This is a genomic window from Saccharomonospora iraqiensis subsp. paurometabolica YIM 90007 (assembly GCF_000231035.2).
Classification (GTDB): Bacteria; Actinomycetota; Actinomycetes; order Mycobacteriales; family Pseudonocardiaceae; genus Saccharomonospora; species Saccharomonospora paurometabolica.
Map to the genome: position 1 here is coordinate 54,122 of NZ_KI912238.1, position 25,583 is coordinate 79,704.

The following is a 25,583-nucleotide window of genomic DNA, read 5'->3' on the forward strand; positions in this document are numbered from 1 at the left end:
GGCACCGTCGGCGGCACCGCCGCCATGGGCACCGTCCGCGGTTCCGGCGGGGCCGGAGCGCGTGCGGCCACGGTGCCGTCGTCACCGCCCCCGGACGACGGCACCGGTTGCGGACTCGGCGGAAGAGACGTCATGACTCGGCAGGGTAGCGCCCGCGGGGTCAGGCCGACTTCTCACCGCGTTCCCGCGACCGGCGCGAGGGTTGCCGCGACACGATCGTCGGGTTGACGTTCTCCCGGACGGTCTGTTCGGTGATGACGACCTTGGCGACGTCGTCGCGGCTCGGGATGTCGTACATCACCGGCTGCAGGACCTCCTCCATGATCGCCCGCAGTCCCCGGGCACCCGTCCCGCGTAGCAACGCCTGGTCCGCGATCGCCTCCAGCGCCGTCCGGGTGAACTCCAGCTCGACGTTGTCGATCTCGAACAGCTTGGTGTACTGCTTCATCAGCGCGTTGCGGGGCTCGGTCAGGATGCGCACCAACGACTCCTTGTCCAGGTTGGTGACGCTCGCGACGACCGGCAGGCGCCCGATGAACTCCGGGATCAGACCGAACTTGATCAGATCCTCGGGCATCGTCTCGCTGAAGACGTCGCTCTCCTCGATCTCGCGCTGCGTGCGGATCTCGGCACCGAAGCCCAGGCCGCGCTTGCCGATCCGGTCGTTGATGATCTTGTCGAGGCCCGCGAACGCCCCCGCCACGATGAACAGCACGTTCGAGGTGTCGATCTGGATGAACTCCTGGTGCGGGTGTTTGCGCCCGCCCTGCGGCGGCACCGAGGCGGTGGTCCCCTCCAGGATCTTCAGCAGCGCCTGCTGCACACCCTCGCCCGACACGTCCCGGGTGATCGACGGGTTCTCGGACTTGCGCGCGACCTTGTCGACCTCGTCGATGTAGATGATGCCGGTCTCGGCGCGCTTGACGTCGTAATCGGCGGCCTGGATGAGCTTCAGCAGGATGTTCTCGACGTCCTCGCCGACGTACCCGGCCTCGGTCAACGCCGTGGCGTCGGCGATGGCGAACGGGACGTTGAGCAGCTTGGCCAGCGTCTGGGCCAGGTAGGTCTTGCCGCACCCAGTCGGCCCGAGCATCAGGATGTTCGACTTGGCGAGCTCGACCGGCTCGTCCTTGCCGTCCTTGCCGCTCTTCGGCGTCGACTGGATGCGCTTGTAGTGGTTGTACACCGCGACGGCCAGCGTCCGCTTGGCGTCGTCCTGACCGATGATGTACTGCTCGAGGAACTCGTGGATGTCCGTCGGTTTCGGCAGTTCGTCGAGCTGGACGTCATTCGACTCGGCGAGCTCCTCCTCGATGATCTCGTTGCAGAGCTCGATGCACTCGTCGCAGATGTACACGCCGGGGCCGGCGATGAGCTTCTTCACCTGTTTCTGGCTCTTCCCGCAGAAAGAACACTTCAGCAGGTCTCCGCCGTCGCCGATCCGTGCCATGACCGCTGACCTCGTCCCCTCCCGGTGCCGGTGACACCCGCGTGCCGCGTGGTGCCGGTGACACCTTCTCGTGCGTTGACACCTTCTCGTGCGTTGACACCTCTGCCGTCCGTTGCCACCGCTTCCGGTGACGACCGCCGCCCGGTGACGGCTGCCCTCCGGTGAAGCTGCCGTCCGGTTGCCACCGACGGTACCTGCCCCGCGCGTCCCACGGGAGCGTCCGCGGACGATCGGGGCGCGGACCCCCACTCTAATGCCGCGGGCGGGCGGCTGCCGTCTCCCGACACGCCGCCCGCCCGTCACCATGCATCAGGGCCGTTGCGAGGTCCTCAGTCCGTCGAGGCCTTGCGGTACTCCAGCACCTGATCGATCATGCCGTATTCCTTGGCCTCCTCGGGCGTGAGGATCTTGTCCCGCTCGATGTCCGCACGCACCTCGTCGGCCGACTTGTTCGTGTGCTTGGCCAGGGTGGTCTCCATCAGGCGGCGGACCCGCTGGATCTCCCGGGCCTGGATCTCCAGGTCGGAGACCTGGCCGTAGGCGCCCTCGGTCGCGGGCTGGTGGATCAGCATGCGCGCGTTGGGCAGCGCCAGCCGCTTGCCCTTCGTCCCCGCCGCCAGCAGCACCGCCGCGGCCGAGGCGGCCTGCCCCAGGCACACCGTCTGGATGTCCGGACGGACGTACTGCATGGTGTCGTAGATCGCCATCAGCGCGGTGAACGACCCACCCGGCGAGTTGATGTAGATGATGATGTCGCGGTCCGGGTCCTCGTGCTCCAGGTGCAGCAGCTGGGCCATCACGTCGTTGGCCGAGGCGTCGTCGACCTGGACCCCGAGCATGATCTGTCGTTCCTCGTACAGCTTGTTGTACGGGTTCGACTCCTTGATCCCGTAACTGGTCCGCTCCACGTAGGAGGGCATCACGTACCGGGACTGCGGGAGATAGGGCATGTTCATGGTCTTCTCCTCCTACCGTGCCCGGTCAGTTCGCGTTCGGGGTCGGGTTGTCGCGGGTGAGCACCTGGTCGACGAAGCCGTAGTCGCGGGCCTCACTCGCCGTGAACCAGCGGTCCCGGTCGCTGTCAGCCAGGATCTGGTCCACGGTCTGCCCGGTCTGCTCGGCGGTGATCTCCGCCAACTGGTGCTTCCACTTGCCGAACACCTCGGCCTGGATGGCGATGTCCGAGGCCGTGCCCCCGACACCGGCCGACGGCTGGTGCATCAGGATCCGGGCGTGCGGCAGCGAGTACCGCTTGCCCGGGGTCCCGGACGACAGGAGGAACTGCCCCATGGACGCCGCCAGCCCCATCGCGTAGGTGGCCACGTCCGGCTCGATCAGCTGCATCGTGTCGTAGATGGCGAAGCCCGCCGTCACCGATCCGCCGGGCGAGTTGATGTAGAAGCGGATGTCGGCCTGCGGGTCCTCGGCGGCCAGCAGCAGGAGCTGCGCGGTGATGCGGTTGGCGACCTCGTCATTGACCTCGGATCCGAGCACGACGATGCGCTCCTGGAGCAGCCGCTCGTACACCGAGTCGGTCAGGTTGAGCCCCGCGGTGCCGGTCCGCCCCTCGGGCATGTGCTGCGTCACGTCTGCCTGCCTTTTCGCAAAGTGTGAAGATCTTGTCACCGACCCTAACGAACTCGGGCGGCGCAGATGGCCTGTCACCGCCCGAGTTCGCTCAGAGCATGAGCACCGGTCACCGTTCGGGCGTCGACGAACCCTCGGCGTCGTCGGCGGTGGCCGACCCGGCACCGTCCTCGCCCGAGGCGGTGTTCTCACCCGAGGCGGTGGCAGCGTCCTCGTCCCCGGTCTCGTCGTTGTCCTCGTCGGACCCGAACAGCTCACTGAGGTCGACTGTGGAGCCCGACTGGTCGGTCACCGTCACCTCGCGCACGATGCCGGCCAGTGCCTTGCCCCGCCGCACGTCAGCGTAGATCGCCCCGAGCTGGTTCGCCTCCTGGAGCCGGCGCACGTACTCGTCCGGGTTCATCCCGGACTGCTGGGCCTGGTAGATGATGCGCTCGGTCAGCTCCGAGTCGTCGACGTCCACCTCGCGCTGGTCGGCGACGGCGTCCAGCAGCAGCTGGGTCCGCACCGACTTCTCGGCCTCGGTGCGGACCTCGTTCTCCCACTCCTCGGGGTCGCCGCCCTGGGCCTCGAGCGCACGCTTGTAGGCGTCCTCGTCGTGGTCGTAGGGGTGGATCGCGTCGTGCTTGCGGTTGGAGATCTCCTGCTCGAGGATCGTCTCCGGCAGCGGAACGTCGACCCGCTCCAGCAGCTCGTCCAGCACCTTGTCCCGGGCCTGCACGCCCTGCTGCACGCGCTTCATGCGCAGCGCCCGCTCCCGCAGGTCGGCCTTCAGCTCGTCGATGGTGTCGAACTCGCTGGCGAGCTGGGCGAACTCGTCGTCCGCCTCGGGGAGCTCCCGCTCCTTGATCGAGTTCACGGTCACCTCGACGTCGGCGTCGCGGCCGGCGTGGTCACCGGCGACGAGCTGCGTCGTGAAGTGCTTCGTCTCGCCCTCGTTCGCACCGATGATGGCCTCGTCGATGCCGTCCACGAGCTGGCCGGACCCGATCTCGTAGGACAGGCCGCTGGTCGAGGCGTCCGGCACCTCCTCGCCGTCGACGGTGGCCGACAGGTCGAGGGAGACGAAGTCACCGTTCTGCGCGGGCCGGTCGACGCCGGTCAGCGTCCCGAACCGCGCGCGCAGCTCGTCGAGCTGCTGGGTGACCTCGGACTCGTCGAGCTCAACGTCGTCCACGCTGACCGTGAGGTCGTCGAGGTCGGGCAGGGTGATGTCCGGGCGGACGTCCACCTCGGCACTGAACTCCAGGACGTCGCGGTCCTCGAGCCGGGTCACCTCGAAGTCGGGCTGCCCGAGCGTGCGCACCTCACCACTGCGCACCGCTTCCGTGTACTTCGCGGGGATGGCCTCGTTGACGACCTCGTCGAGCACCGGGGCACGGCCGATACGGCTTTCGAGGACCCGGGCCGGGGCCTTGCCCGGACGGAAACCTGGGATCCGGACCTGCTGAGCGATCTTACGGTAGGCGCGGTCGAAGTTCGGTTTGAGCTCGTCGAACGGCACCTCGACATTGATCTTTACGCGCGTCGGGCTCAGCTGCTCGACGGTGCTCTTCAACGTTATCTCCTCGCCGGGACTGTGTCGGTCTGATGGGCCGGCCCGGCGACCTCGGGTCAAGCACGGACCGGATGTCCGAGTCTAGGCCAGCACCCCGCTCCCCCGTGGTTCGGGTCCGTCCCCCACCCGGGAATCGACCGCGTCCCGTGCCCGCCCCGGCACTCCGCGAAGGCCCCCTTCCCTGCGCTCCGGGCAGCGAAGGGGGCCTTCGCGGAGTCACACGCGGGGAAGGGGGTCTGCACGGCGACGCCTACGGAGTCACCTACGGGGACTCGGGGCGGCCCGGGGCGCCGTCCGCCGGGGACGGCTCCTGGTAGACGTCCGGGATGCCGTCCCGGTCCTCGTCGCGGGTCTCCTCCTCGTGGATGCGGCGGTAGACGCGGTTGCGCAGCCGCAGGATCACGGTCGCCAGCAGCGCGGCCAGCAGTGAGCCGCACAGCACGGCGATCTTCACCAGCTCGTCCCGGTCCCCGCCGGTGCCGAAGGCGAGGTCGCCGACCAGCAGCGACACCGTGAAGCCGATCCCCGCGAGCAGGGACAGTCCCAGCACGTCCACCCAGGCGATGTCCCGGTCGAGCTCGGCCTTGGTGAACCGGCCCATGAGGTAGGTGGTGCCGAAGATGCCGAACGCCTTGCCGAGGACGAGCCCGGCCACGATGCCGAGCGCGACCGGATCGGTGAGGGCCTCGACGAGTCCGCTCCACCCGCCGAAGGCGACCCCGGCCGCGAACAGGGCGAAGATCGGCACGGCCACGCCGGCCGAGACCGGCCGCCAGCGGTGCTCGAAGTGCTCCGCGAGGCCGACGGCCTCGCCCTCGCGCCGCAGCGCGGGCACCGCGAACCCGAGCAGCACCCCGGCCACGGTCGCGTGGACCCCGGAGGCGTGCACCAGCCCCCAGGTGAGCAGGCCGAGCGGGATCAGCAGCCACCAGGACCGCACGCGACGCTGCACGAGCAGTGTGAACACGGCGAGCGGGGCGAGCGCCAGCAGCAGCGGGCCGACCGCGAGGTCGTCGGTGTAGAAGACGGCGATGATGGTGATCGCGATGAGGTCGTCCACCACGGCCAACGTGAGCAGGAACATCCGCAGGGCCGAGGGCAGGAAGCGGCCGACGACCGCCAGCACCGCCACGGCGAACGCGATGTCGGTCGCGGTGGGGATCGCCCACCCGCTCAGTGCCGACGAATCACCCAGGTTGATCACGACGTAGATCGCCGCGGGGAGGACCACGCCACCGACCGCCGCCGCGACCGGCACCGCCGCGCGCCGTGGGTCCCGGAGCTCCCCGGCGACGAACTCGCGTTTGAGCTCCAGCCCCACCACGAAGAAGAAGATGGCCAGCAGGCCGTCGGCGGCCCAGTGCGACAGGTCGAGGTTCAGGTGCAGCGCCTCCGGGCCGAAGGTGAACTCCCGCATCGCCGTGTAGGACTCCGACCAGGGCGAGTTCGCCCAGACCAGCGCGACGACCGCTCCGGCCAGCAGCAACATCCCGCCGACGGTCTCCAGGCGCAGGATCTCGGCGACCTGTTTCCACTCCCGCCAGGTCGTGCGGCTGAACAGCTTCGGTGTGCTGGGGGGTGGTGTGCTCATCTCGGTCTCGTCAACCCCTCCCGGTCGGGTGCGTCGGGCACTGCAGGCGTGATCGTACTTGGCGGACCGCACGCACCGGCGGCTTCCGGCCGCGGGCCCCGGGGCGACACCGCACCCCGCGGGGACGCCCCGGACGTGGCGACCGCCTTTCCCGACACGGCACGACGGAGACGACGAACGGCCGGTTCCACCCCTGTACGCCGCGATTATCCGGCACGGGCGGGCGTCCCGTCGCGGCGTGGGCCCCCGCGGCCGACCGGACCGCCCCACGGGTCCCGATCCGCACGATTTGAGCGGAATGTCACTCCCGGTGTGCCCCGGAGGGTTCCCGGACCGGTGCGCGCGCGGTTAGATTCCCCCGCACCGCCGACGACGCTGGGAGCCACATGTCGACACCCACGGGACGACTCCGTCCACAGCGGGGTTCGCCGTGGTCGCGAGCTCCGCGGGACTCGGGTGCGGTCCTGCGCACGGCCCGGCACGTGTCCGACGACCTCGCCGACGGACTCGCCGGCCCCCGGGTGCGCGCGGCCTGCCGCGGCATCCGCAGGCTGCTCGCCGCCGACGCCGTCGGGCTGGCCGACCTCTCCGGATCCGTCACCACGGTCGGCGCCATGCCCGCCGACGTCGACGCCACGGCGCTGATCGACCGGGTCCTGCACACCGAGCACCGCGGCCGCCACGGGGACGTGGTCGCGCTGCCGTTGCTGGTCCACGACGAACTCGCCGGGGTCCTCGTCGTCTCCGGGGCCCCGCGCACGGCGGAACTGCGCGAGGTGGCGAACCTGATCGTCGCCGCGCTCGAACGCGCCCGCCTCGAGGCGTCGGCGGAGCAGGCCGCGGAGGCCGAACTGCGGGCGCTGCGTGCCGAGATCTCCCCGCATTTCGTGTACAACGCGCTCACCGTGATCGCGGGACTCGTGCGGCCGGACCCGGACCGTTCCCGGGAGCTCATGCTCGACTTCGCCGACTACATCCGGTACAGCCTCGCCAGCCACGGGGAGTACACGACCGTGGCCGACGAGTTCCACGCGATCGAGACCTATCTCGCCCTCCAGCGCGCGGTGCTCGGCGACCGGCTCCGGGTGCAGGTGCGGGTCGCGCCCGAGGTCCTCGCCGTGGCGCTGCCGTACCTGGTGCTGCAACCGATCGTGGAGAACGCCGTCCGGCACGGGATCGAACGCCACTCCGACGGCGGCACCGTGCAGGTGCTCGGCGAGGCGGAGGGGACCGACTGCGTGCTCAGCGTCACCGACGACGGGGTGGGCATGGACCCGGAGCTGGCCCGCGACCTGCTCGCGGGCACCGGCGGCGCCACGAGCATGGGGCTGGCCAACGTCGACCGCCGTCTGCGTAACGTGTACGGGCCGTGGTTCGGCCTCGTCCTCGAGACGGCGGAGGGTGCGGGCACGCGGGTCGTGATGCGGATACCGCGATTCCAGCCGGGAGTGATGCCGTGACCGAGACCAGTCCCGCCCCGGCGGCCCTGCGGGTGCTGGCCGTCGACGACGTCCCCGCGGCCCTGGACGATCTGTGCCACCTGCTGCGGGAGTCGCCCGAGGTCACCGAGGTCGTCGCGGCGGCCGACCCGCTGACGGCCCTCAAGCGGCTGCAGGACGACCGGTTCGACGCGGTGTTCCTGGACATCGCGATGCCCGGACTGGACGGGCTCGAACTCGCCGCGCTGCTGAACAAGCTCGCCACGCCCCCGGTGATCGTGTTCGTCACCGCCTACGACGAGCACGCCGTGGCGGCGTTCGGGATCGGCGCGGTCGACTATCTGCTCAAGCCCGTGCGCGCCGAACGTCTGGCCGACGCCCTGGCCCGGGTGAGCCGGATGGTGCCCGGCGACCACCCGGCACCCCCGCGGCAGTCGACGCCCGACGCGCTGGCGGCGCTGCCGGTCGAGTCGGCGGGGCGCACCCGGTACGTCCAGCGCCAGGACGTGCGGTTCGTGGAGGCCCACGGCGACTACGTCCGGCTGCACACCCGGTCCGGGGTGCACCTGGTCCGGATGCCGATCTCCCGGTTGGAGGAGTACTGGGCCGACGCCGGGTTCGTCCGCACCCACCGGGGCTTTCTCGTCGCGCTGAGCGCGGTGCGGGAGTTGCGCAGCGACTCCGTCGGGGGCCTGCTCGCGCACACCGACCTGGGTGACGTCCCGGTGAGCAGGCGGCACGCGCGCAACCTGCGGGAACAGCTGCTGCGCGCGGCACAGCGCGGCGAGCTGCACGCGGAGGGGACGACCCCGTGAGCACCGCGAGCAGCGCGAACACCGTGAGCACCGCGAGCACCGCGAACACCGCGAGCACCGGACCCTCGACCGCAGCACCGGCCGCGGCATCATGAGCCAGCGCCGAGTGACGGTCACCAGCCCGCAGACCCGGTTGGCGCACGCACGACGGCGGTACCGGGGACCGTGGCGCCCCACCACGCTCGACCCGGCGGACGCGCCGCGGGCGGTCGCCCAGTACCGGGTGCAGCTGCGCCGGGCGGTGCTCACCCTCACCCTGCTGGGCGTGCTCGTGGTCGGGCTGCCCCTGCTGCTGGCGGCCGTCCCGGCACTGGACACGGTGCGGGTGTTCGGGGTCCCGGTGTCCTGGGTGGCGGTCGGGGTGTTGCCGTTCCCGTGCATGGTGCTGCTGGCGGTGTGGCACCTGCGTCACGTCGAGCGCACCGAACGGTCCGACCACGGCGACGCGGACGCGGGCGGGGACCGTCCGGGCCGGGGAGGTTCCCCGTGATCGTCACGCTGGCCGTGGCGCCGGTGCTGTTGATCACCCTGTTCGTCGGTCTGCGCGGCGTGGCGGCCATGCGCACGACGTCCGACTTCCTCGTGGCCTCGCGCCGGGTGTCGCCGCTGCTGAACTCGGCGGCGGTGTCCGGGGAGTACCTCTCGGCGGCCTCGTTCCTCGGGGTGGCAGGCCTGATGATCCGCGACGGTGTGGGTGCCCTGTGGTATCCGGTGGGCTTCACCGCGGGCTACATCGCCATGCTGGCGCTGGTGGCGGCGCCGATGCGCCGTTCGGGCGCGCTGACGGTGCCCGACTTCGCCGAGGCGCGGCTGGCCTCGCCCACGCTGCGCAAGCTGGCCGCGACAGTCGTGCTGACCATCGGGGTGCTTTATCTGGTGCCGCAGTTCCGCACCGCCGGCCTGGTGCTCAGCGTGGTCAGCGGGACGCCCTACTGGGTGGGCGTGATCATCGCCGGGGGCGCGGTGAGCGCCACCCTGGCCCTGGGCGGGATGCGGGCGGCCACCTACGTCCAGGCGTTCCAGTTCGCGTTGAAACTGGTGCTGTTCATCGTGCCCGCGCTGTGGCTGCTGGCCCAGGCCGGGCCGGACGTCCGTGAGCGGGCACTGACGGCCGAGGAGTTCACCCGGTTCGACAGCGAGACCGCGGTGACCTTCCGGGTGGGGGCCACCCTGGACGTTCCCGAGGGCGTACGGGTGCGCACCCCGGACGGCGGCACGCGGACCGTCCCCCCGGGCGAGTGGACCGTGCCGGAGGACACCCGGGTCACCTTCGCCGCGGGCAGCCGCGCCCCCGAACCCGAGGGGGCGGCACCGCCGGGCGGCGCGGGCTGGGAACGGCCGCTGCTCGACCTCGACGACACCGGACATCCGCTGCTGGCCACGCTCGCGGTGCTGATGGCGACGATGTTCGGCACGATGGGCCTGCCGCACGTCATCATGCGGTTCCACACCAGCCCGGACGGCACCGCCGCCCGGCGCACGGCCGCGTTGACGGTGGTGCTGCTGTCGGTGTTCTACCTCTTCCCCGGCATCTACGGCACGCTCGGCCACGTGCTCGTGCCGCACCTGTACCTGTCCGGGGCGACGGACAGCGCGGTGGTGGCCCTGCCCGCACAGGTCGATGACACCGTCGTCGGGACGGTGTTCACCGGGCTGCTGACCGCGGGGGCGTTCGCGGCGTTCCTGGCGACCTCGCTCGGGCTGCTGCTGGTGGTCGCCGGCGCGATCTCGCACGATCTGGTGCCCGGCGGGCTGCGGCAGTTGCGGGTCGCGGTGCTCGGGGCGGCGGCGGTCATGGTGCTGCTGGCCCTGCCCGCCCTCGGACTGGACGCCAGCACGCTGGTCGGCTGGGGTTTCACGGTCGCGGCCTCGACGTTCTGCCCGCTGCTGGTGCTGGGGATCTGGTGGTCGCGGCTGACGGCGGCGGGCGCGGTCGCCGGGGTCGCCGTCGGGCTGGCGACCTCGTGCGGGGCCTTCCTGCTGGGCACGCTCGACGTCGCGCTGCCGGGCTGGCTCACCGTCCTGCTCGTGCAGCCTGCCCCGTGGTCGGTGCCGCTCGCCTTCGCGGTGATGGTGGTGGTGTCGCTGTTCGGCAGGCCGCCGCCGTGGGCGACGGCGGCGATGCTGCGGCTGCACCTGCACGAGCACCGCAGCTCCCCGTTCGCCGACCGCCGGGCCCTGGCACGTGACCTGGGCCACTCGTCGTGGTCGGCCCGCCGCTCGTCGGCCGTTCGTCGCATCACGCGCCGATTGGTCCGCTGACAATTACGACGTCTCGGACCTCCTCCCTACTGTGACGCGGCACGCACGGCGCACCGCGGACCGGCACGCCCCCCACGGGCACCGGTCGGCGGGTGCGCCCACCGACGAGAGTGCGCCACTGACGAGGAGGTCAGGAGTGAGTACCACCGAGCCCTCGACGCATCCGCCGGGGCCGAGTTCCTGGGCCGAGGTGCACGGCAGCGCCGAGTTCCAGGACCTGCGGAAACGCCTGCGGAACTTCGTCTTCCCGATGACCGCGTTGTTCCTGGTCTGGTATCTGCTGTACGTGCTGTTGGCCGACTACGCGCACGGCTTCATGTCCGTCCGGGTCGTCGGCAACATCAACATCGGGTTGATCTTCGGGCTGCTGCAGTTCGTGTCCACCTTCGTGATCACGGGGCTGTACGTGCGCTACGCCAACCGCAGGCTCGACCCGGTCGCCGACAACATCCGCAACGACGTCGAGGCGGCCGGGTTCGCCGACGGCGAGTCGGACACCGACGGTGACCAGACGGAAGGGAAGGCGTCGTCGTGAACCTGGCGCAGAGCATCGAAGGCAACAATCCGATCCTCAACATCACGATCTTCGCCCTGTTCGTGGTGGTGACCCTGGTCGTGGTGTTCCGGGCGTCCCGCAACACCAAGACCGCCTCGGACTACTACGCCGCCGGCCGGGCGTTCTCCGGGCCGCAGAACGGCACGGCCATCGCCGGGGACTACCTCTCGGCGGCGTCGTTCCTCGGTATCGCGGGCGCGATCGCCGTGTACGGCTACGACGGCTTCCTGTACTCGATCGGGTTCCTCGTGGCCTGGCTGGTGGCGTTGCTGCTGGTGGCGGAGCTGCTGCGGAACACCGGCAAGTTCACCATGGGCGACGTCCTGGCGTTCCGCATGCGGCAACGGCCGGTGCGGGCCGCGGCGGCCACCTCGACGATTGCCGTGTCGTTCTTCTACCTGCTGGCGCAGATGGCGGGCGCGGGCGCGCTGGTGTCGCTGCTGCTCGGCGTCGAGGGCGACGTCGGTCAGGGTCTCGTCATCGCGGTCGTCGGCGTCGTGATGATCATCTACGTGCTGGTCGGCGGGATGAAGGGCACCACCTGGGTGCAGATCATCAAGGCCGGGCTGCTGATCGCCGGGACGTTCGCGATGACGGTCTGGGTGTTCGGCAAGTACGGGTTCAACCTCTCCGAGCTGCTCGGCTCCGCCGCCGAAGCCTCCGGTGAGGGCGACACGCTGCTCAACCCGGGTGCCAAGTACGGCGTGGACAGCGCCACCCAGCTGGACTTCCTGTCCCTGGGCGTCGCCCTCGTGCTCGGCACGGCAGGCCTGCCGCACGTGCTGATGCGCTTCTACACCGTGCCCACGTCGAAGGACGCCCGGAAGTCGGTGGTGTGGGCCATCTCCCTGATCGGCCTGTTCTACCTGTTCACCCTGGTGCTGGGCTACGGCGCGGCGGCCATCGTCGGCACCGACACGATCAACAACGCACCCGGCGGGGAGAACTCGGCGGCACCGCTGCTCGCCCACGCGATCGGTGGGCCGGTGCTGCTCGGCTTCATCGCCGCCGTCGCGTTCGCGACGATCCTGGCCGTGGTGGCGGGCCTGACCATCACCGCGTCGGCGTCGTTCGCGCACGACGTCTACGCCAACGTGATCAAGCGGGGCAAGGTCGACAGCAAGAACACCGAGGTGCGGGTCGCCCGTATCACGGCCTGCGTCATCGGCGCGGTCGCGATCCTCGGCGGGATCCTGGCCAAGGACCAGAACGTGGCGTTCCTGGTCGCCCTGGCGTTCGCCGTGGCGGCCTCGGCCAACCTGCCGACGATCCTGTACTCGCTGTTCTGGAAGCGGTTCAACACCTCGGGCGCGCTGTGGTCGATCTACGGCGGGCTGTCGGTGACGATCGTGCTCATCGTGTTCTCCCCGGCCGTGTCCGGCACGGAGAACTCGATGATCAGCGGCGCGGACTTCAGCTGGTTCCCGCTGCAGAACCCGGGACTGGTGTCCATCCCGGTCTCCTTCTTCCTCGGCTGGCTCGGCACGGTGCTGTCCTCCGAGCACCTGGAGGACAAGCACAAGGAGATGGAGGTGCGCTCCCTCACCGGCGCGGGTGCGGAGAAGGCCTCGGCACACTGAGGCCGGGCGCGACCGGTCCGTCCGGGCCGCCCCTGCCGGTTCCCCGCCGCCCGGACGGGCCACCACGGCCGGGTCGGAGGAGTCACTCCCTCCGGCCCGGCCGTCGCCCGCGTGTCCGGAGCGTGCCGGTGACGTCGGTGCCCGGCCCCGCTCAGCCGGTCGCCTCGCGGTCCCGCGCCTCCCGCCGGCCCAACAGGCGGCTGCCCGGCGTGGCGGTCACCCCGTGGACGAGCACGGAGGAGCAGATGACCAGCGTCGCGACGGTGAAGATCAGTTCGTCGCCGGTCTCGCTGCGGGCCAGCGCCGCGTAGTAGAGCGCGGCGACGCCGATCGGACCGAACCACCCGAGGAACAGTGCCTCGGCCCGCCCGCGCACCGTCTCCATCGCCGGGGCCAGTGCCAGGAAGGCGGGCAACCTGCGCAGCAGCAGCACGGCGACGACGAGCACGGCACCGCGCCACCCGAGTTCGAGCCACTCCCGCCAGGGCACCACCACTCCCAGCAGCATGAACACCGGCAGCAGGAAGAAGTCGTTGACCGCCTCCTGGACCCGCTCCTCGCTCTGATCCTCCTCCTCCGGGATCACCCGGCGGAACACCAGACCGGCGGCGAAGACCGCCAGCAGTCCGTTGGCCTCGACCACGTGGGTGGCGCCGAGCACCGTCGCGGTCAGCGCCAGGCTGTAGACGAGGTGGGAGGTCTCGGCGACCGTCTCCCGGCGGTAGCCCCAGACCAGCAGCCACCCCGCGACGTAACCCAGGGCGCCCCCCAACAGCACGGCGCCCCCGGTCTCCCACAGCACGCTCCGCCACACCCACTCGGACAGCGCCGAGGTGGCGGGGCCCTCCAGCATGAGCAGCGCGAGGAACACCAGCGGGTAGGCCAGGGCGTCGTTGGCGCCGGACTCGGCCGACAGGAAGTGCCGGAGCCGTTCGGGCAGCAGCCGTTGCGCGAGCCTGCCCTCCACGATCGTGCTCGCGATCACCGGGTCGGTCGGGGTGAGCACGGCGCCGATCAGCAGCGCGAGCCAGATCGGCACCCCGAGCACCGCGAACACCAGCATCCCGCTGACCAGCCACATGAGCAGCATCACGGGACCGAGCACGACCACCAACGCGCGCCAGTGCGGACGCAGGTACCGCCGCGGCAACCGCAGGGCGACCCCCATGAGGGACACCGCCACTGTCAGCCGCGCGACCTCCTCGATCAACGTGACCGGGTCGGCCCATCCGGCCGGATCGAGCAGCCCGGAGACCGGACCGAGCACGACCCCCAACAGCAGGGCCAGCAGTGGTCCGGACAGGAACGCGCGTTTGATCGGGTTGGACAGCAGGCCGATCAACAGCACCGCGGCACCCATCACCGCCAGCGACAGGTTGAGGGGACTCACTCCACCACCCACGTCCGACGCCTCGACCGGGAGGACGGTCCCGGGAACCGGGTCCGCCCTCCCCCGCATCGTGCCACCGGGGAGACCGTGCCACCGTCCGCCGTCCGGTCAGCGGTGCCTGGACACGGACCTTCCGGTGAGCAGGTGCTGGCGGGCCGGAGCCCTGTGGTCGGGGTGACAGGATTTGAACCTGCGACCCTTCGCTCCCAAAGCGAATGCGCTACCAAACTGCGCTACACCCCGTCCGCACACCGACCCGGAGGGCGGTGTGCGACCACTCTAGCGGGTCGCGTTACACTGTTGTCGCGGCCGGGTGGTCCGGCCGCATGCGGGCGTAGCTCAATGGTAGAGCCCCAGTCTTCCAAACTGGTTACGCGGGTTCGATTCCCGTCGCCCGCTCCACAGCGAGGTGCTCCTCGGTTCCCTCGGGCCGGGGGCACGCCTCCTCGCGACAAGCTCACTCCACCGGGCGGGTGGTCGCCATGGCGCGCTCGACCTCCCAGAACGCGCGCATCGACACGATCAGGCCGTCGCCGTCCACCCGGTAGACGAACACCCCGTCGGTGTCCACGCGGTATCCGCCCGGCAGGTAGCTGGTGATGGTGCCGACGTTGGCCACCTCGTCCCCGGCCGCGTGCGAGTCGCGGAGGACGAAGTCGATCCGTTCGGTCCCGGCGATCGCGGCCTCCCAGAACGCCGCGATCGCCGCCCTCCCCCGATGGCCCCGACCGGTTTCGTCGAACATCGAGACGCCGACCGGATCCTCCACGACGCCGTCCGGGTGGAACAGTTCGAGCCACGCCTCCTTGTCCTTGGCCGTGACGGCGTTCATCGACCGCCAGGCCGCCGTCCGGGCGGGTGGCTGGTCGGTGGCGGTGTCCCAGCACACGGTGACGGTCACGGGGTCGTCCCTCCTGCCGGTTCCACCGGCGCGTCCGCGTCCGACGGCGGCTCGCCCAGTTCACCGATGATCTCGTCGGCGAACCGGCGGAGCGCGTCCTTCTTCTTCCCGAGCGGCGCGTCGAAACCGAGCCCCTCCAGCATCCACGGCACGGTGATCGCGTCGGTGACACCGACCTCGGCCTGCCTGCGGTAGCCGTCGAGACCGAACTGGTCGACGCACACCGCCTGGATCTCGAACTCCTCGTCGGCGCGGCCGTACTCCGCGCGCAGCCTGCCCAGCCGTCCGATCGTCGTGCGCAGCTCGTCGAGCGTCATCATGGCCGAGGACCACCCGTCCCCCACCCGGGCCGCGCGCCGCAACGCCGGGGCACTGTGCCCGCCGATGTAGAACGGGACGCGCCGCGCCGGGGCGGGGGCCATACTCAGCCTGCCGAAGTCGAAGAAGCGGCCGTGGTACTCGACCATGCCGCCGCCGAGGATGCGGCGCAGCACCTCGATCGCCTCGTCGACGCGCGCCCCCCGCTCGGCGTAGGGCGCGCCGCACCACTCGAACTCCTCGGGCGACCACCCGACCCCGAGACCGAGGCCGAACCGGTCGCCGGTCAGGTTGGCGACCGACCCCACCTGACGGGCCAGCAGCACCGGGTTGCGCGAGCCGAGTTTGAGCACCGAGGTGTAGAAGCGCAGACGGGTGGTGACCGCGCCCATCGACGCGGCCGCGATGAGCGGGTCGACCCACGGGCTGTTCTCGTCCCAGAACCGGCTGCCGTCCGGCGTGTACGGGTAGGCCGCCGACGTCGTCTCCGAGTAGAACAGCGAGTCCGGCAGTGCCACGGCGGAGAAGCCGCACTCCTCCGCCGTCCGGGCCAGCTCGGCGAGCTGGTCGAGCGGGCTCAACGCCACTGACAGCGTGAACTTCATGCGGCCGAACTGTAACAAGTTCTACCTGCCCGGGCCAGGGTTGCGCCCGGCGGACCACACCGCAGCCGGGCGCACAGGCCCGGCGCGGCCGTCGCGTCGATCTCCACCCCACCCCATCGGGCGTGACTCGGATCACTGCCGAACACGTGATGTGAGTCACTGAGTACGAACCACGGAAATCAACGGAGAAGCACCGCACACGCTGCTCACCGGCACGACGCGGATTAAACCCCGAGTTGCCGAATCGTGTTCCGCGCCGACTCAGCGCCATTGCTGGTTTCGCTTTCCGCGGCGTCGCCGTGTTTACCGTTCTGTGTCGTCGAAAACGGCGATATGTGTCCGAAGAGGAGATCCGTGAAAGCGTTCGACATCCAGGAGGAAGCTCGTGGCCACAACAGCATTGACCAGGTCGGTGGCGGTTCTGATGCTCACGGCGGGAACGCTGGTGGGTTTGGACGGAACGGGGTCGGCCATGATGGGCGGATCGGCGCCGGATTCACCGCGGGGCGGCGGTGCACCCGCCGACACGGCGCCCCCGGCCGAGCCGCAGCCGCAGCCGCAGAAGGTCGAGGGGGAGCCCGCGGTGCCCGCCGGGCAGCGCATCGTCGAGATAGCGGGCCGACAGGAGGGCAAACCCTACGTCTTCGGCGCCGAGGGACCCGCGCGGTTCGACTGTTCCGGCCTCGTCCGGTACGTGCACAGACAGGCGGGCATCGACCTCCCCCGGACGGCCGCCCAGCAGCGTGCGGCCGTCCCCACCGTGTCCCGTTCGGCCATGCGTCCGGGTGACCTGCTGTTCTTCCACAACGGTGGGCGCGTGTACCACGTCGGCATCTTCGCGGGGTCGAACGCGATGTGGGCGGCGCCGGAGCCGGGGGACGTCGTCCGCAGGCAGAGCATCTGGACCGACGCCTACACCGTGGGCCGGGCGTGGTGAGGCCGGCCGGGAACTTTTCGGATACCGTCCGCGTTGTCCGGTTCGACGAACCCACACAACCCGGGAGTTCCCATGGAAACCGCTGTCGTGGTGATCGTGCTCCTGCTGATCATCGTGGGCGGCACGCTGTACCTCGTCCGGTCCCAGGCACAGGCGAAGGCACAGAAGGTCGAGGACGCCAAGGCCGAGGCGCGGCGGTGGGTGGAGCGGCTCGGCGGGCAGGTGCTCAACCTCACCGGCACCGACGCGGCCTCCCAGCAGGCGCTGGCCGACGCGAGTGAGCGCTACACGGCCGCGGGCTCCCAGATGGAGCAGGCCGAGACCGCCGAGCAGGCCCGGCTGGTCCGGGAGACGGCTCTCGAAGGGCTCTACTACGTCCGCGCGGCCCGGACCGCCATGGGCATGGACCCCGGTCCCGAGCTGCCCGAGGACCGGGAGCGCGAGCGTGCGGGCAAGGTCACCGAGCACCGTGCCGTGGACGTCGAGGGCACACACTACGAGGCCTCGCCGGATCCGACCTCGAACACCCCGCATTACTACCCCGGTGGCCGCGTCGCGGGCCGCCCGGTGCCGCAGGGCTGGTACAGCGAGCCCTGGTGGAAGCCCGCCCTGGTCGGCGGCGCCTGGGGCCTGGGCTCCATGTTCCTGTTCAGTGCCATGTTCTCCGGCATGGCGGGCGTGCCGAGCGCGGAGGCCTGGGAGTCCGGCTACGACGCCGGCCAGGAGGACGCGATGGAGTCCGGCGACGCCGGGGACGGCGGCGACGCCGGTGGCGGTGACGACATGGGCGGCGGCGACATGGGCGGCGGTGACATGGGTGGTGGTGACATGGGCGACATGGGCGGCGGGTTCGACCTCGGGTTCTAGCAGCACCGCCGGGGTCCGCGCACCGGATCCGGGCCCTGCCTGAGTCGGGCCCTGCCTGAGTCGGGCCCTGCCTAGTCACCGGGCTGGCAGGTCGGACACCAGTACAGGTTCCGGCCTGCCAGTTCCGTGTGCGCCACGGGCGTGCCGCACACCAGGCACGGTTGTCCGGTGCGCCGGTAGACGTAGACCTCGCCGCCGTGCCGGTCGTTGCGCGGGGCGCGGCCGGTCACCTCCGGCCGGTGTTCGTACTCGACGGTGTCGATCCGCCCGACCCGCACACCCTCGCGCATGAGCCGCCGCAGATCCGCCCACACCGCATCCCACCGGGACCGCCCGAGTGAACGCCCGGGCAGCAGGGGCGCGATCCCCTGCCGGAACAGCACCTCCGCGCGGTAGACGTTGCCCACCCCCGCGACGACCGTCTGATCCATCAACAACGCCGCCACCGACGTCCGCGACCGGTCCACCCGGGCGAATCCCCGGTCCGGATCGGCGTCGTCCCGCAGCGGGTCGGGTCCCAGCCGGTCCTTGATCCCGTCCGCCTCCGCGGCGGTGAGCAGTTCGCACCGGTTCGGCCCGCGCAGGTCCGTCCCGTGTGTCCCGCCGAGCAGGCGCATCCGGACCTTTCCCACCGGCTCCTCGTCGGGCAGCGGGAACTCGGTGAACCCGCCGTACAGTCCGAGGTGGACGTGGACGGTCCCGTGTGGACCGTAGTGGTGGAACAGGTGCTTACCGTGCGCCTCGGTCGCGGTCATCGTGCGCCCGTCGAGCGCGGCCGCTTCGGCGGCGAAGCGGCCCTGTGGGCTGGACACCGCCACCGGTGCGCCGACATAGCGGCGGCGGTGCAGCAGCGCGAGGCGGTGGAGGGTGTGCCCCTCGGGCATCAGGCCCCCGGCAGCGCGGGGGGAACGCCGGTGCGCTCGAACTCGCTGATCTGGCCCACCCTGCGGGTGTGCCGCTCGTCGTCCGACGGCGGTGTGGCCAGAAACGCGTCCACGATCCGCGCCGCGTCCCCGGCGGAGTGCATCCGCGCGCCGATCCCGATCAGCTGGGCGTGGTTGTGCTCCCGCGTCAGGGTCGCGGTCTCCTCGCTCCAGGCCAGGCCCGCCCGGGCCCCGGGGACCTTGTTCGCCGCGATCTGCTCGCCGTTGCCGGAGCCGCCGACCACGACGCCGAGGCTGCCCTCGTCGGCCACCACCCGGCGGGCCGTCTCGACGCAGAACGCCGGATAGTCGTCGGCGGCGTCGTAGACGTGTGGCCCGACGTCGGTCACCTCGTGCCCCTGCTCCCGCAGGTGGGTGACGAGATGGTTCTTCAGTTCGTAACCGGCATGGTCGGATCCCAGGTAGACACGCACAGCCTCCGAGTGTGCCATCGCGGTCCGCCCCGGCCGCAGGCACCCGCCGTGTCACACTCGGCGGGGAACCGGGTGCCGCACCCGCGGCACGGCGCGCACGGTCGAACACGGCGGGAGGCGGGGTGGACGGCTGGTCCGAGGTCGGCGACGGGGTGTTCGTCGGCCGTTACCGGGAGTGGGACCTCACGGTCGGACTCGTGCTCGGCGACACGGGATGCCTGGTCGTGGACACCCGCGCGGACCGCGCGCAGGGCGCCGAGCTGGCCTCCGCCGTGCGGGCGGTGACACCGCTGCCGTGGACGGTGCTGCTCACCCACCACCACTTCGACCACTGTCTCGGCCTGCCCGCGTTCCTGCCCTGCCCGGTGTGGGCGCACGAACGGTGTGCGGCGCACCTGCGCGCACCCGGCGGGGACGCGGCGGTGCCCGACCACCCGCTGACCGGGCACGCCGCGGTCGACCTCGGCGGACGGCGGGTGCGACTGCACCACCCGGGTCCGGCGCACACGGACAACGACGTGCTGGCGCATGTCCCCGACGCCGGGGTCGTCTTCGCCGGGGATCTCGTCGAGCACGTGCCGGGCGGGTCGTTCAGCGCCGAGTCGTTCGAGGACGTCACCCACCTGGCGCAGTGGCCGGCGGCGCTGGACGCGCTGCTCGCGCTCGCGCCGCGCGTCGTGGTGCCCGGACACGGCGACCCGGTCGGGCCGGATTTCGTCGCGTCCGCGCGGGACGAGCTGGCCGCGCTGATACACCTGCGGCGTGAACGGGACTCCGGCGCCCTGACCACCGACGAGGCCGTGGCCCGGGCACCACTGCCCCCACCGGTGGCCGGGGCCGCGCTGCGGTGAGACCGGGCCCGCCGTGGCGCTCAGTCGAAGTTCAGCTCGCCGGTGCGGGTGCGCTTCAGCTCGAAGAAGTCCGGGTAGCTCGCCATCATGTAGGCGCCGTCGAACATCCGCACGGCGTCCTCATCCCGGGGGATGGAGCTGAGCACGGGGCCGAAGAAGGCGACGCCGTCGATGTGGATGGTCGGGGTTCCCACGTCCATCCCCACCGGGTCCATGCCTTCGTGGTGCCTCGCGCGCAACTCCGCGTCGTACTCGGTGGACCCGGCCGCCGCCAGCAGCTCCGCCGGGGCACCCACCTCGTCGAGGGCGTCCTTGAGCACCACCTCGACGTCCTTGACGTCCTGGTTGTGATAGCGCGTGCCGAAGGCGGTGTAGTAGTCCCGCAGCACCTGCTCACCGCTGTGCCGGGCCAGTGCCACCGCCACCCGCACGGGTCCCCACGCCCGTGCCATCAGATCGCGGTACTCGTCGGACAGGTCCCGCCCCTCGTTGAGCACCGCGAGGCTCATCACCCGGAACCGGAGGTCGATGTCACGGTGCCGCTCCACCTTGAGGATCCACCGTGAGGTGATCCACGCGAACGGGCACATCGGGTCGAAGTAGAAGTCGACGCGGGGCCGGGTGTCCTGTCCTGCTTCGAACATGCTCGCTCCTGGTTGGCGGTGGCGACCTTCGGCCGCGGTCGCCGATGGCGACCACCGGCCGCGGTCGCCGATTGCGACGTCCGGTCGCGGGTAGTCACTGACGTGCAACAGCGCCGGCGCCCAGGTTGTTCCCGTCGCCGAGCGCCGCCGCGCATGATTGGATCACCATCACACGCACCGCCCGTCCACGCCGGGACGGGCCCGTACCGACCGAGACGAAACCGACGACCAGCACAGAGGTGCCAGTGCCCGCCCCGAATCTCACCCGCGAGCAAGCCCGGCAGCGCGCCGACCTCCTCGAGGTCGAGTCCTACGACGTCGAACTCGACCTCACCGACGGCCGGGGCCGACCCGGCGAGCGGACCTTCGACTCCACGACGACGATCCGGTTCGCCGCCACGCGGCCGGGCGAGAAGTCGTGGGTGGACGTCGTGGCCGAGAATGTCCACTCGGCCGTGCTCAACGGCCGGGAACTCGACGTCTCCGACTATGTCGAGGACACCGGCATCATCCTGCCGGACCTGGCCGCGTCGAACGAGCTCGTCGTCCGTGCCGACTGCCGGTACATGAACACGGGTGAGGGCCTGCACCGGTTCGTCGACCCGGTCGACGACGGGGTGTACCTCTACACCCAGTTCGAGACGGCCGACGCCAAGCGCATGTTCGCCTGCTTCGACCAGCCGGACCTCAAGGCCGTCCACCGGCTCACCGTGCTCGCCCCCCGGGACTGGACGATCGTGTCGAACGCCCTCGTGGAGTCCACCGAGGACACCCCGGAGGGGGCCGTGCGCACGGTGTTCGCCCCCTCCGAACGGATCTCCACCTACCTGGTCGCGCTGATCGCCGGGCCGTACGCCGAGTGGCGGGACACCTACAGCGACGCCCACCGCACCATCCCGCTCGGCCTGTACTGCCGCGCCTCGCTGGCCGAATACATGGACGCCGACCGGCTGTTCACCGAGACGAAGCAGGGATTCGGCTTCTACCACGCCAACTTCGGGGTGCCGTACCCGTTCCAGAAGTACGACCAGTTGTTCGTCCCCGAGTTCAACGCCGGGGCGATGGAGAACGCGGGCGCGGTCACGTTCCTGGAGGACTACGTCTTCCGCAGCCGCGTCACCCGGTACGCCTACGAACGCCGCGCCGAGACACTGCTGCACGAGATGGCGCACATGTGGTTCGGCGACCTGGTGACCATGCGGTGGTGGGACGACCTGTGGCTGAACGAGTCGTTCGCCACCTTCGCGAGTGTGCTCGCGCAGGCCGAGGCCACCGAGTACACCGGGGCCTGGACCAGCTTCGCCAACATCGAGAAGTCCTGGGCCTACCGGCAGGACCAGCTGCCCTCCACACACCCGATCGCCGCCGACATCGTGGACCTGCACGCGGTCGAGGTGAACTTCGACGGCATCACCTACGCCAAGGGCGCGAGCGTGCTCAAGCAGCTGGTGGCCTACGTGGGGCTGGAGAACTTCCTCTCCGGGTTGAAGGTCTACTTCGACCGGCACGCCTGGGACAACGCCACGCTGGCGGACCTGCTCACCGCCCTGGAGGAGGCCTCCGGACGGGACCTGTCCTGGTGGAGCTCCCAGTGGCTGGAGACCACCGGGCTGAACAGCCTGCGCCCCCGGTTCGAGGTGGACTCCGCGGGTCGCTACTCGGCCTTCGCCGTCCTGCAGGGCGGCGCGAAACCCGGTGCGGGCGAGCTGCGCACGCACCGGGTCGCCGTCGGGGTCTACGACGACGACGGTGCCGGCAAGCTCGTGCGCACCCACCGCGTCGAGCTCGACGTCGACGGCGAGCGCACGGAGGTGGACGACCTCGTCGGTGTGCCCGCGGGCAGCCTGGTGCTGGTCAACGACGACGACCTCACCTACTGCACGATGCGACTGGACAGTGACTCGCTGGTCACCCTGGTGGACCGGATCGCCGACGTCACCGAGCCGCTGCCGCGGACGTTGTGCTGGTCGGCGGCGTGGGAGATGACCCGCGAGGCCGAGCTGAAGGCCCGCGACTTCGTCACCCTCGTCCAGCGCGGCATCGTGGCCGAGACGGAGGTCGGCGTGGTGCAGCGGCTGCTGCTGCAGGCCCAGACCGCGCTGAACTCCTACGCCGACCCGGCGTGGGCCCGCGACCACGGCTGGCCCGGCTTCACCGCGCGACTGCTGGAGCTGGCCCGCGCGGCCGAGCCGGGCTCGGACCACCAGCTCGCGTTCGTCAACTCGCTGACCGGATCGGTCCTCGAACCGGCGGTGCTGGACGTCCTGGCGGGCTGGCTGGACGGTTCCGCACCGCTGCCCGGGCTGACGGTGGACACCGACCTGCGGTGGCGGTTGCTGCACGCACTGGTCGCCCACGGCCGCGCCGCGGACACCGAGATCGACGCCGAGCGGGAACGGGACGACACCGCGGCCGGACGCCGGCACGCGGAACGGGCCCGGGCGCTGCGGCCCGACCCGGAGGCGAAGGCCGCGGCCTGGAACCGGGCGGTCTACGACGACGAGTCCCCCAACGCGGTGAACGAGGCGATCATCGCGGGGTTCTCCCACCCGGCGCAGAAGCATCTGCTCACCGACTACACCGCGAGCTACTTCGCCGTGCTCGACGAGGTGTGGGCACGGCGCTCCAGCGAGCGGGCGCAGCCCACGGTGGTGGGGCTGTACCCGTCCTGGGAGGTATCCCGGGACGGCATCGCGGCAGCCGACGCCTGGCTGGAGGACGCCCACCCCGCGGCGCTGCGCCGCCTGGTCACCGAGGGCCGGGCGGGCGTGGTCCGCGCCCTGGCCGCCCGCGAGTTCGACCAGAGCTGACCGACCCGGCCACCCGACAGGGTGAACCGTGAAGGACCCCTTCCCTGCCCTGAACGCCGTGAAGGCCCCCTTCGCTGCATTGAACGCAGGGAAGGGGGCCTTCGCGGCGCAACGACGTGGGTGCGGGGTCAGCGGCGGGGTGGTGGGCCCGCCTGGTCGGCCATCATGCGCAGGCCGCCGATCAGGCCGCCGAGGAGGTCGCCCTCCTTGAAGGAGGCGGCCATGCTCATGACGGCCAGCTTGCAGCCGCGGTCGGACAGCCGTGGCACGGCGTCGGCACCGGTGACGACCTCGACCACGCGCTCACCGGGGGACACGGCGATCAGCACCGCGTCGTCCCCCGCCGCACCGAGGGAATCGTGCAGCTGCTCCGCGCCCGCCCGGCTGTCCTCGCCGAGCTCACCGAGATAGATGCTGAAGTCGAGTTCGGTCTCACGGCTGGCCAGGGTCAACGCCTCGTCCAACCGGGCGAGCTGCGCCGTGCTGAATGGTCCGGACGGAGTACTGGGCTCGTACATCTGCGCCACGGACACTCGGCCACTCGCGGTGACCGCGGCGCCGGGCTCGCGGGACGTGCCTTCCAGGCCCGTCGACCCGGGCAGCCGCGCCGCCACGGGGTCGCGGGTCGACTCACCAGTTGCCACGGGCACCTCCGCGCGCTGTCGACGGGGCCGATTTCCCGGCCTCCGTGTGCCGTTCACCGGCACCTTCCGGGTTGGCCGCCCACCACACCGGTGGGTGGTCCCACGGCTGTCCCGGCCGGTACCTGGGCCTGCTCGCGAACTTGGACCGCAGCGTCACCAGCGCGAAGAAGGCATAGATCGCCACCGGTATCGCCACGAAGACCAGGGTCGTCTCGAGGATGCTCACCCGCCGCAGGGTAGCCGACCGGGTCCGGGCACGCCGCACCAGTCGGGTGAAACCGTACGTCCGGCAGGCGACGCTCCGGTCCCTTCTCCCCCGCTTGCCACGGCGGCCCTCCCACGTTGAGGCGAAAGCATTCTCGCGAAAGGTTGCAATTCAACGTACGTGCGGGCGCACGGAACGCAACGGTCTTGTTCCCCCCGGGGAGACCTCGTAGTTTTCACCTGGACGGACCTTGCGCCGTTCCCACTTCTGAGAAGATCACACAGCCGTCACGGGAGGACTCGTCATGCCCGGCACTCTGACCTCCGATTCGCCCACGCGCACCGTTGTTTCGTTTCCGGGGGACATCCCTTCGGTCACCGGAACGCGCGTCACGCGGGGTACGCGCGTCACCTGCGGTACCCGGGTGACCGCGGGAACCCGTGTGACGCGCGGTACACGGGTCACACGGGGCACGAGGGTGACGGCGGGCACGCGGGTCACCCGAGGCACCCGGGTGACGGCGGGCACGCGGGTCACCCGGGGAACCCGCGTCACCCGGGGAACCCGGGTCACCGTCTGACCGAGCCGCACGATCCCGGGTCCGCGCCGCCGTCGTCGGCGCGGACCCGGCTATGCCGCCGTGCTGCCGAGGTAACGCCGCCACAGCGGGTCGGCCTCCCCGGCGTGGTCCAGCAACCGCCAGTGTTGCCCCCGGGGTGCGTGCGGCACCACCCGCAGCCGCCAGCCGAGTTCGGCGAGCGACCGGTCGGCCTTGCGGTGGTTGCACCGGGTGCAGCACGCGACGCAGTTCTGCCACGAGTGCGCACCGCCCCGGCTGCGGGGCACGACATGGTCGACGGTCTCGGCGCGCGCCCCGCAGTAGGCGCAGCGGAACCGGTCCCGGTGCATCAACCCCGCCCGCGTCAGCGGCACCTGCGCCCGATACGGTACGCGCACGTAACTGCTGAGCCGGATGACCGACGGCACCTCCACCGTCCTCGTCGGGGAATGCAGGGTGAGACCGGTCGGGTCCTCGTGGACCACCTCGGCCTTGCCGCACACGACGAGCACGATCGCGCGGCGCAGCGGGAGTGCGGTCAACGGCTCGAAGGTCGCGTTGAGCAGCAGCACCCGCCTCCGGTGCGGGTTCGCGGGCGGCGTGGACGGCGCGGGACTCCCGGGGTCGCGCGGCCTCCGTTGCCCGGGCGCCCGCGGC

Annotated in this window: 24 protein-coding genes and 2 tRNA genes; 11 read left to right on the forward strand and 15 right to left on the reverse strand. The window is 71.1% G+C overall.

All coding sequences use genetic code 11. From position 1 onward, the window contains the following. Window positions 1-160 precede the first annotated feature (160 nt). The 5 genes from clpX to nhaA form a co-directional block, all read right to left on the reverse strand. On the reverse strand, window positions 161-1,450 hold the full coding sequence (clpX, locus tag SACPADRAFT_RS0212400) for an ATP-dependent Clp protease ATP-binding subunit ClpX (protein WP_007023751.1): 1,290 nt from the start codon (window positions 1,448-1,450) through the stop codon (window positions 161-163). Window positions 1,451-1,779: 329 nt separating this feature from the next. Continuing rightward, the gene (locus SACPADRAFT_RS0212405) at window positions 1,780-2,406 is read right to left on the reverse strand and encodes an ATP-dependent Clp protease proteolytic subunit (RefSeq protein ID WP_007023752.1); all 627 of its coding nucleotides are present in this window, start codon (window positions 2,404-2,406) and stop codon (window positions 1,780-1,782) included. 25 nt (window positions 2,407-2,431) lie between these two features. Continuing rightward, window positions 2,432-3,037 carry a ClpP family protease gene (locus tag SACPADRAFT_RS0212410; protein ID WP_084258412.1) on the reverse strand — a complete coding sequence of 202 codons (606 nt, stop codon included), beginning with the start codon at window positions 3,035-3,037 and terminating at the stop codon, window positions 2,432-2,434. Window positions 3,038-3,146: 109 nt separating this feature from the next. Beyond that, the gene (gene tig / locus SACPADRAFT_RS0212415) at window positions 3,147-4,595 is read right to left on the reverse strand and encodes a trigger factor (protein WP_007023754.1); all 1,449 of its coding nucleotides are present in this window, start codon (window positions 4,593-4,595) and stop codon (window positions 3,147-3,149) included. 262 nt (window positions 4,596-4,857) lie between these two features. Then, window positions 4,858-6,186: a Na+/H+ antiporter NhaA gene (gene nhaA, locus SACPADRAFT_RS0212420; RefSeq protein WP_007023755.1), complete on the reverse strand. Its 1,329-nt coding sequence runs from the start codon at window positions 6,184-6,186 to the stop codon at window positions 4,858-4,860. 482 nt (window positions 6,187-6,668) lie between these two features. Here nhaA and SACPADRAFT_RS0212425 point away from each other — a divergent pair, with 482 nt between their 5' ends. From SACPADRAFT_RS0212425 to SACPADRAFT_RS0212450, 6 genes are all read left to right on the forward strand, one after another. Beyond that, complete coding sequence (locus tag SACPADRAFT_RS0212425; RefSeq protein ID WP_040924286.1) at window positions 6,669-7,646, forward strand: sensor histidine kinase; 978 nt, start codon at window positions 6,669-6,671, stop codon at window positions 7,644-7,646. Continuing rightward, window positions 7,643-8,440 (forward strand): LytR/AlgR family response regulator transcription factor, encoded by a 798-nt coding sequence (locus SACPADRAFT_RS0212430; protein WP_007023757.1) that lies wholly within the window; start codon window positions 7,643-7,645, stop codon window positions 8,438-8,440. The genes SACPADRAFT_RS0212425 and SACPADRAFT_RS0212430 overlap by 4 nt, the downstream gene beginning before the upstream one ends. A gap of 91 nt (window positions 8,441-8,531) precedes the next feature. Next, window positions 8,532-8,930, forward strand: coding sequence for a hypothetical protein (locus tag SACPADRAFT_RS27385; RefSeq protein ID WP_007023758.1), 399 nt, complete (start codon window positions 8,532-8,534; stop codon window positions 8,928-8,930). Beyond that, a complete protein-coding gene (locus SACPADRAFT_RS0212440) occupies window positions 8,927-10,702 on the forward strand; it encodes a sodium/solute symporter (protein ID WP_007023759.1) in 1,776 nt (591 codons plus the stop codon). Before SACPADRAFT_RS27385 ends, SACPADRAFT_RS0212440 begins: the two co-directional genes overlap by 4 nt. Window positions 10,703-10,838: 136 nt before the next feature. Next, entirely contained in the window at window positions 10,839-11,237 is a 399-nt protein-coding gene (locus SACPADRAFT_RS0212445; RefSeq protein ID WP_007023760.1) for a DUF485 domain-containing protein, read from the forward strand. After that, entirely contained in the window at window positions 11,234-12,838 is a 1,605-nt protein-coding gene (locus tag SACPADRAFT_RS0212450; RefSeq protein WP_007023761.1) for a solute symporter family protein, read from the forward strand. Before SACPADRAFT_RS0212445 ends, SACPADRAFT_RS0212450 begins: the two co-directional genes overlap by 4 nt. Before the next feature lie 151 nt (window positions 12,839-12,989). On the opposite strand, the gene SACPADRAFT_RS0212455 is transcribed toward SACPADRAFT_RS0212450, so the two are convergent. Together SACPADRAFT_RS0212455 and SACPADRAFT_RS0212460 are read right to left on the reverse strand one after the other, a co-directional pair. Then, window positions 12,990-14,228, reverse strand: coding sequence for a cation:proton antiporter domain-containing protein (locus SACPADRAFT_RS0212455; RefSeq protein ID WP_040924311.1), 1,239 nt, complete (start codon window positions 14,226-14,228; stop codon window positions 12,990-12,992). A 166-nt stretch (window positions 14,229-14,394) separates the two neighbouring features. Then, window positions 14,395-14,471 (reverse strand) — tRNA-Pro (locus SACPADRAFT_RS0212460). A gap of 85 nt (window positions 14,472-14,556) precedes the next feature. Between SACPADRAFT_RS0212460 and SACPADRAFT_RS0212465 the strand changes: the two genes are divergently transcribed. Next, window positions 14,557-14,630, forward strand: a tRNA-Gly gene (locus SACPADRAFT_RS0212465). Window positions 14,631-14,685: 55 nt separating this feature from the next. Here the strand turns inward: SACPADRAFT_RS0212465 and SACPADRAFT_RS0212470 are convergent. Together SACPADRAFT_RS0212470 and SACPADRAFT_RS0212475 are read right to left on the reverse strand one after the other, a co-directional pair. Beyond that, window positions 14,686-15,129 carry a nuclear transport factor 2 family protein gene (locus tag SACPADRAFT_RS0212470; protein ID WP_007023763.1) on the reverse strand — a complete coding sequence of 148 codons (444 nt, stop codon included), beginning with the start codon at window positions 15,127-15,129 and terminating at the stop codon, window positions 14,686-14,688. After that, complete coding sequence (locus tag SACPADRAFT_RS0212475) at window positions 15,126-16,052, reverse strand: TIGR03619 family F420-dependent LLM class oxidoreductase (protein ID WP_007023764.1); 927 nt, start codon at window positions 16,050-16,052, stop codon at window positions 15,126-15,128. Before SACPADRAFT_RS0212475 ends, SACPADRAFT_RS0212470 begins: the two co-directional genes overlap by 4 nt. Before the next feature lie 385 nt (window positions 16,053-16,437). Between SACPADRAFT_RS0212475 and SACPADRAFT_RS0212480 the strand changes: the two genes are divergently transcribed. Continuing rightward, window positions 16,438-16,989, forward strand: coding sequence for a C40 family peptidase (locus SACPADRAFT_RS0212480; protein WP_007023765.1), 552 nt, complete (start codon window positions 16,438-16,440; stop codon window positions 16,987-16,989). Window positions 16,990-17,061: 72 nt separating this feature from the next. After that, entirely contained in the window at window positions 17,062-17,856 is a 795-nt protein-coding gene (locus SACPADRAFT_RS0212485) for a hypothetical protein (RefSeq protein WP_007023766.1), read from the forward strand. Between the two features lie 71 nt (window positions 17,857-17,927). Here the strand turns inward: SACPADRAFT_RS0212485 and SACPADRAFT_RS0212490 are convergent, their stop codons facing one another. Further along, the gene (locus SACPADRAFT_RS0212490; RefSeq protein WP_007023767.1) at window positions 17,928-18,740 is read right to left on the reverse strand and encodes an Fpg/Nei family DNA glycosylase; all 813 of its coding nucleotides are present in this window, start codon (window positions 18,738-18,740) and stop codon (window positions 17,928-17,930) included. After that, entirely contained in the window at window positions 18,740-19,213 is a 474-nt protein-coding gene (locus tag SACPADRAFT_RS0212495; RefSeq protein ID WP_198048312.1) for a ribose-5-phosphate isomerase, read from the reverse strand. The genes SACPADRAFT_RS0212490 and SACPADRAFT_RS0212495 overlap by 1 nt, the downstream gene beginning before the upstream one ends. A gap of 122 nt (window positions 19,214-19,335) precedes the next feature. Between SACPADRAFT_RS0212495 and SACPADRAFT_RS0212500 the strand changes: the two genes are divergently transcribed. After that, complete coding sequence (locus SACPADRAFT_RS0212500; protein WP_007023769.1) at window positions 19,336-20,064, forward strand: MBL fold metallo-hydrolase; 729 nt, start codon at window positions 19,336-19,338, stop codon at window positions 20,062-20,064. Between the two features lie 20 nt (window positions 20,065-20,084). Here SACPADRAFT_RS0212500 and SACPADRAFT_RS0212505 read toward each other — a convergent pair whose 3' ends face one another. After that, a complete protein-coding gene (locus tag SACPADRAFT_RS0212505; RefSeq protein WP_007023770.1) occupies window positions 20,085-20,708 on the reverse strand; it encodes a mycothiol-dependent nitroreductase Rv2466c family protein in 624 nt (207 codons plus the stop codon). Between the two features lie 245 nt (window positions 20,709-20,953). Between SACPADRAFT_RS0212505 and pepN the strand changes: the two genes are divergently transcribed. Further along, window positions 20,954-23,518, forward strand: a complete 2,565-nt coding sequence (gene pepN, locus SACPADRAFT_RS0212510) for an aminopeptidase N (protein WP_007023771.1) — start codon at window positions 20,954-20,956, stop codon at window positions 23,516-23,518. Window positions 23,519-23,646: 128 nt separating this feature from the next. Here the strand turns inward: pepN and SACPADRAFT_RS0212515 are convergent, their stop codons facing one another. From SACPADRAFT_RS0212515 to SACPADRAFT_RS0212530, 3 genes are all read right to left on the reverse strand, one after another. Beyond that, window positions 23,647-24,162, reverse strand: coding sequence for a DUF5130 family protein (locus tag SACPADRAFT_RS0212515; protein ID WP_007023772.1), 516 nt, complete (start codon window positions 24,160-24,162; stop codon window positions 23,647-23,649). Continuing rightward, on the reverse strand, window positions 24,149-24,388 hold the full coding sequence (gene ctaJ / locus SACPADRAFT_RS0212520; protein WP_028662425.1) for an aa3-type cytochrome oxidase subunit CtaJ: 240 nt from the start codon (window positions 24,386-24,388) through the stop codon (window positions 24,149-24,151). Before ctaJ ends, SACPADRAFT_RS0212515 begins: the two co-directional genes overlap by 14 nt. A 609-nt stretch (window positions 24,389-24,997) precedes the next feature. Then, window positions 24,998-25,583 (reverse strand): HNH endonuclease (locus tag SACPADRAFT_RS0212530; protein WP_233357170.1); only part of this gene is annotated, 586 nt, incomplete at its 5' end.

What these genes read in the sequence shown, in the direction of transcription:
- clpX (WP_007023751.1), bottom strand. Translation starts at nt 1,450, where the DNA reads ATGGCACGGATCGGCGACGGCGGAGACCTGCTGAAGTGTTCTTTCTGC.
- SACPADRAFT_RS0212405 (WP_007023752.1), bottom strand. Translation starts at nt 2,406, where the DNA reads ATGAACATGCCCTATCTCCCGCAGTCCCGGTACGTGATGCCCTCCTAC.
- nhaA (WP_007023755.1), bottom strand. Translation starts at nt 6,186, where the DNA reads ATGAGCACACCACCCCCCAGCACACCGAAGCTGTTCAGCCGCACGACC.
- SACPADRAFT_RS27385 (WP_007023758.1), top strand. Translation starts at nt 8,532, where the DNA reads ATGAGCCAGCGCCGAGTGACGGTCACCAGCCCGCAGACCCGGTTGGCG.
- SACPADRAFT_RS0212475 (WP_007023764.1), bottom strand. Translation starts at nt 16,052, where the DNA reads ATGAAGTTCACGCTGTCAGTGGCGTTGAGCCCGCTCGACCAGCTCGCC.
- SACPADRAFT_RS0212485 (WP_007023766.1), top strand. Translation starts at nt 17,062, where the DNA reads ATGGAAACCGCTGTCGTGGTGATCGTGCTCCTGCTGATCATCGTGGGC.
- SACPADRAFT_RS0212490 (WP_007023767.1), bottom strand. Translation starts at nt 18,740, where the DNA reads ATGCCCGAGGGGCACACCCTCCACCGCCTCGCGCTGCTGCACCGCCGC.
- SACPADRAFT_RS0212505 (WP_007023770.1), bottom strand. Translation starts at nt 20,708, where the DNA reads ATGTTCGAAGCAGGACAGGACACCCGGCCCCGCGTCGACTTCTACTTC.